Source organism: Sphaerobacter sp., from assembly GCF_019683595.1.
Taxonomy (GTDB): Bacteria; Chloroflexota; Chloroflexia; order Thermomicrobiales; family Thermomicrobiaceae; genus Sphaerobacter.
In genome coordinates, this window is record NZ_JADGHZ010000212.1 from 1 (window position 1) to 5,412 (window position 5,412).

The following is a 5,412-nucleotide window of genomic DNA, read 5'->3' on the forward strand; positions in this document are numbered from 1 at the left end:
TCCGTCATCCCCTTCGTCTTCTTGATGTCGGTCTTTATCGCTGGCGGCGCTCTTCGTGTCCTACCAGCAGCGCATGGAGTCGAGGAAGAGCTGGCGCAGCTCGGCCTCCCCGGCGGGACGCGGTGCCAGCTTGGTGACGCGGTGCTGCGGCAGGGTGCCGGCAACCAGCGCGTCGATGTCGTCGCGCTCGAACCCGACGGCGTGCAGGCCGTTGGGCATCCCGAGGCGCCGCATCAATTTGATGATGGCCCCGGCCAGGAGGTCACCGGCGTCTTCGGGTCCCGCGCCGCGGGTGTCGACGCCCATCAGGCGCGCCGCTTCCAGGTGGCGCTCCGGGTTGGCCGGCGCCGTGAAGCGCACCACCGCCGGGGTGTGCAGGATGACCGACATGCCGTGCGGGATGATCGGGTGGTCCTGGGGATAGCCCTCGGGGATGTAGTCGCGCACCATGCCCGAGACCGGGTACGACATCCCGTGGGGCAGGTGGACCCCGGCGTTGCCAAAGCCGATGCCCGCAAAGGCGGCGGCCAGGAGCATCTGCCCCCGCGCTTCCTCATCGTCCGGATCCTCCACCGCGCGCACGATGTAGCGCGAGACGCGCGCGATCGCCTCGCGCGCCCAGATGTCGCTGATCGGGTTGGCCCCCTGGTAGGCCGGGCGCATTTCCAGCGACGGCGGCGCTTCCCGCCGGTTGTACGGCAGCGCCGTGTACGACTCGATGGCGTGGCTCAACACGTCGAGCCCGGAGCAGGCGGCCACCATCGGCGGGAGGGAACGTGTGTTGTTCGGGTCGATGATGCCCATGACCGGCCGCAGCGCGCGGTGGGCGATGCCGGTCTTGGCGTGCATCTCGGTCAGGTCGAAGATGGCGACGCCGGTCGTCTCGCTGCCGGTCCCAGCGGTGGTCGGAATGGCGATCAACGGCTTGAGCGGGCCGGGCACCGGACGCCCCTCGCCGATCGGCTGGTTGACGTAGGCGAGAAAGTCGGCCGGGTAGGTGGCGTAGAGGTTGGCCGCCTTGGCGGTGTCCATGGATGACCCGCCGCCGACGGCCACGTACCCGTCGAACCGGCCCTCCTCGGCGAAGCGGATCGCATCCTTGAACGAGACGTCGGTCGGCTCCACGCGCACCTGGTCGTAGAGCACGGCGTCGATCCCGGCGCTCCGCAGCGACTCCATGGTCACCGCCACCGCTTCGGTCTGGGCCACACGTGGGTCGGTCACCACCATGACGCGGCGCGCGCCGAGCGCGGCCATGTCGTGCCCCACCTCGCGGGTGACGCCGGGGCCGTACTTGATGCTCGACGTATCCATGGTGAAGGCGGTTTCGTACGCCATCGTGCCACTCCCTCCCGCTCGGGCACCGGGAGTCACCCCGGTATGCCAACCGGCTCGGCTGTGGTGGCTAGGATACAACCACTCGGCCCGGCACGGACCCGGCGGGGCTAGATCTCGATGACCGAGTCCTCGGTGCCGAAGGGGTTGGGGGCGTACCCGTCGGCCGCCGGGTCGTTCTCCCAGCGATGGCCGTCGATCAGGTAGCGGAAGTGGTAGCGGCGTCCGGGCTTCGCCGAAATCGTGATGCTGAAGCTACCGTCGCGCCGCCGCTTCAATGGGGTGGCCTCCTCGTTCCAATCGTTGAAGTCCCCCACGACGGAGACCGACCGCTCGGCGCTGCCCGGTGGCAGCTCGAAGGTCACGCGGCAGGAGCGGCCAGTCTTCGTGTACTCCTTTTTGATCATCGCATCCTCTCCCTGTTCCCCACAGGTGTTCACCACCGGCCGGACGCCGGGGTCGTCTCACCGACGCCGATTGCGAGATCCGTTCCACCATGGTCCCTGCGGCGATCACGCGCGGTCGCCCGGCTCGACCTCGCGTAGGAGCGCGATCGACCGCCCGCGGAGCTGGTACGGCTCGCTTGCCTCCAGCCGGCGTACCCCTGGCTCCAGATCCGGCTCGGCCGTGTCGATCACGACCTCCCAGACCGTACCCGGCAGGGGCTGAGGCAACGTCATTGGGACGGTGTCCGCGTGGGCGTTGAGCAGGAGGAGGAGCGTGTCGTCGACGATCGGATCGCCGCGCTCGTCCAGCTCGTCCAGGGCGCGGCCGTCGAGGCGAACCCCGAGCGTGCGTACCCAGCTCGCCTCCCACTCGGTCTCGGTCATCTCACCCCCGTCGGGGCGCAGCCAGGTAATGTCCCGCACGTCCGAGCCGCGGATCCGCCGCCCCTGGAAGAACTTGCGGCGGCGCAGCGCGGGATGCCGGAGCCGGGTCTCGATCAGGCGCCGGGTGAAGTCGAGGAGCGCGCGCCGCTCGTCGTCGAGTTCCCAGTCGTACCAACTGATCTCGTTGTCCTGGCAGTAGGCGTTGTTGTTGCCCTGCTGGGTGCGACCGATCTCGTCGCCACCGCAGATCATCGGCACGCCCTGGGAGAAGAGCAATGTGGCGAGGAAGTTCCGCTGCTGCCGGGCACGCAGCGCGTTAATCTCCGGGTCGTCGGTTGGCCCCTCGACGCCGCAGTTCCAGGAGAGGTTGTCGTCCGTGCCGTCCCGGTTCTCTTCCCCGTTCGCCTCGTTGTGCTTCTCATTGTAGCTGACGAGGTCGCGTAGGGTGAAGCCGTCGTGCGCCGTGACGAAGTTGATGCTGGCGTAGGGGCGACGGCCGTCGCTGGCGTAGAGGTCGCTGCTGCCCGTCAGCCGGTAGCCGAGCTCGGCGACCTGTGACTCATCGCCGCGCCAGTAGCGGCGCACTGCGTCGCGGTACTTCCCGTTCCACTCCGCCCAGAGGATCGGGAAGTTGCCGACCTGGTATCCGCCTTCGCCGACGTCCCACGGCTCGGCGATGAGCTTCACCTGGGAGATCACCGGATCCTGGTGGATGATGTCGAAGAAGGCGGAGAGGCGGTCCACATCGTGCAGTTCGCGCGCCAGCGTGGATGCGAGGTCGAAGCGGAAGCCGTCGACGTGCATCTCGAGGATCCAGTAGCGCAGGCTGTCCATGATCAGGCGCAGGACCTGTGGATGACCGACGTTCAGGCTGTTGCCGGTGCCGGTGTAGTCCTGGTAGTAGCGCAGGTTGTCCGGCACGAGCTTGTAGTAACTGCGGTTGTCAATACCGCGGAAGTTCAGGGTTGGGCCCAGGTGATTGCCCTCGGCACTGTGGTTGTAGACCACATCCAGGATGACCTCGATGTTCGCCCGGTGGAGCTCACGCACCATGCGCTTGAACTCCGCCACCTGCCCGCCGCTGTCGCCGCTGCTGGAGTAGCGGGCCTCCGGTGCGAAGTAGCCGATCGTGTTGTAGCCCCAGTAGTTGCGCAGCCCGCGCCCGACCAGGTGCATGTCGTCGAGGAAGGCGTGCACCGGCAGCAGCTCCACCGCTGTGACGCCGAGTTGCTTCAGGTACTCGATGCTTGCCGGCGAGGCCAGCCCGGCGTACGTCCCGCGCTCCTCGGGCGGCACGTCGGGGTTGCGGGCGCTGAACCCCTTGACGTGCACCTCGTAGATGATCGACTGGTGCCACGGGATGCGCGGCGGGTGGTCGTCGCCCCAGTCGAAGTACGAGTGAGCCACGACCGACTTCGGCATGCCCCAGGCGTCATCCCGCTCGTCGAACGCCAGATCCTCGTCCGGGTGGCCGAGCGGGTAGGCAAAGACTGGAGCCTCCCAGCTGACGCTGCCGCTGATGGCGCGGGCATACGGATCGAGCAGCAGCTTGTTGGGGTTGAAGCGGTGCCCTTCCTCCGGCGCGAACGGTCCGGACACCCGAAAGCCGTATCGCTGGCCGGGGCCGAGCCCGAGGATGTAGGCATGCCAGATGTGGGCCGTGACCTCACACAAAGGAATGCGCTCGACCTCAGTCTCTCCCGACTCGTCGAACAGACAAAGCTCCACCCCGGTGGCGTGTTCGGAGTAGAGCGCGAAATTGACCCCCTCACCGTCCCAGGTTGCGCCCAGCGGGAACGGCTTCCCCGGCCGGACTTTTCGCACGGTTGCCGTCACGGATTCCTCCTCGTCGCGCGCGACCCGCGGCTCGGCCCACTTGCGGGAAACGGGTCGCTGCAGCCGCTGAGCAGGATCGATGCCCGCCCGGTGCGACAGGGGTGGAAAGATGCCCGCGTACGTAGCAGGGGGTGCACGTGAGCCAGTCGGTCGCGTCCAAGCTCAGCCCGCCCCGCGCGGCCCGGCTCGCCGTGGCGACGATGTTCTTCGTCGCTGGTGCGGTCCAGGGCAACTGGGTTGTGCGCATCCCCGACGTGCAGCAGGCGCTTGGTCTCAGCGCGGGCGCGCTCGGGGTGGCATTGTTTGGCCTGCCGCTCGGCTTACTGGTCGGCGTCCCGCTTTCGGGATGGGCGAGTGTCCGTTGGGGCAGCAGGTCCGTCACCATCGTGGCGGCACTCGGCACCTGCGCCACGCTCACGCTGCCGCCGCTGGCCGGCAGTGGCGCCACCCTGCTCGCCGCGCTCGTCCTCTTCGGGATCGCGAGTGGCTCGCTGGACGTGGCGATGAACACGCAGGCGGTCGCCGTCGAGGCGCGCTACGAGCGGCCGATCATGTCCTCGTTCCACGCCGTCTTCAGCGGAGGCGGGCTGGCGGGATCGGCCGTCGGCGGCGCGGTCGCCGCGCTCGGCGTCGGACCGGTTCTCCACCTCGTAGGCGCGGGCGTGGTGCTCGGCGCCATGGTGGCGGTGGCCGCGGGGCGCCTCCTCCCGGCCACGGTTGAGTCTCGGGAACGGGCGTCTCGCGGATCGCTGCGGCCGTCCGTGCGAATGCTCGCCCTGGGCACGATCGCCTTCTGCGTGCTCATGAGCGAAGGGGCAGTGGCGGATTGGAGCGCCGTCTTCCTGCGCCAGAACGTGGGTGCGGGGGCGGCACTGGCCGGGGCCGGTTTCGCGGCCTTCTCGCTAGCCATGGCTGGCGGCAGGCTGGTGGGCGACGTCCTCAACGCCCGGCTTGGCGCGGTGGTCCTCTTGCGCCTCGGTGGCGTCGTCGCGGGCGCCGGGATGGCGCTGGCCCTGCTACCGGACGGCACAGGGCTGCCGGTCCTCGGTTTCGGGCTGGTCGGGGCCGGGCTGTCGACCCTCTTCCCGACGGTGATCGGGGCCGCGGGACGAACGCGCGACGCGCCGACCGGGACGGTGATCGCCACCATCACCGCGCTCGGCTACTTCGGGTTCCTCGCCGGTCCGCCCCTGATCGGACTCCTGGCTGACGTGGCCGGGTTACGCGCGGCGCTTACCGTAGTCGTGGCCCTCGCGCTCCTCGTCGTCGTGGTCGCGGGAAGCGCCCGCGACTGACCCCGGCGGGTCAGAGTTGGTGGGCTGCCGGGGATTGCCCCGTGGCGCGCCGGCGGGGGCGGGCGGCGGCCCCCGCGGGGGGCCGCCGCCCGCGACGGGGGGGGTGGAGGCCGGAA

General features: G+C 69.4%; 4 protein-coding genes. 1 reads left to right on the forward strand and 3 read right to left on the reverse strand.

What is annotated here, in order from left to right; genetic code table 11:
• Nucleotides 1-60: 60 nt before the first annotated feature.
• The 3 genes from IRZ30_RS15275 to glgX form a co-directional block, all read right to left on the reverse strand.
• The gene (locus IRZ30_RS15275) at nucleotides 61-1,338 is read right to left on the reverse strand and encodes a hydroxyacid-oxoacid transhydrogenase (protein WP_294086378.1); all 1,278 of its coding nucleotides are present in this window, start codon (nucleotides 1,336-1,338) and stop codon (nucleotides 61-63) included.
• Between the two features lie 107 nt (nucleotides 1,339-1,445).
• A complete protein-coding gene (locus IRZ30_RS15280; RefSeq protein ID WP_294086380.1) occupies nucleotides 1,446-1,742 on the reverse strand; it encodes an isoamylase early set domain-containing protein in 297 nt (98 codons plus the stop codon).
• Between the two features lie 105 nt (nucleotides 1,743-1,847).
• Nucleotides 1,848-4,001 carry a glycogen debranching protein GlgX gene (gene glgX, locus IRZ30_RS15285; protein ID WP_294086382.1) on the reverse strand — a complete coding sequence of 718 codons (2,154 nt, stop codon included), beginning with the start codon at nucleotides 3,999-4,001 and terminating at the stop codon, nucleotides 1,848-1,850.
• 137 nt (nucleotides 4,002-4,138) lie between these two features.
• Here glgX and IRZ30_RS15290 point away from each other — a divergent pair, with 137 nt between their 5' ends.
• Nucleotides 4,139-5,296, forward strand: coding sequence for an MFS transporter (locus tag IRZ30_RS15290; protein WP_294086384.1), 1,158 nt, complete (start codon nucleotides 4,139-4,141; stop codon nucleotides 5,294-5,296).
• Nucleotides 5,297-5,412: the final 116 nt, after the last annotated feature.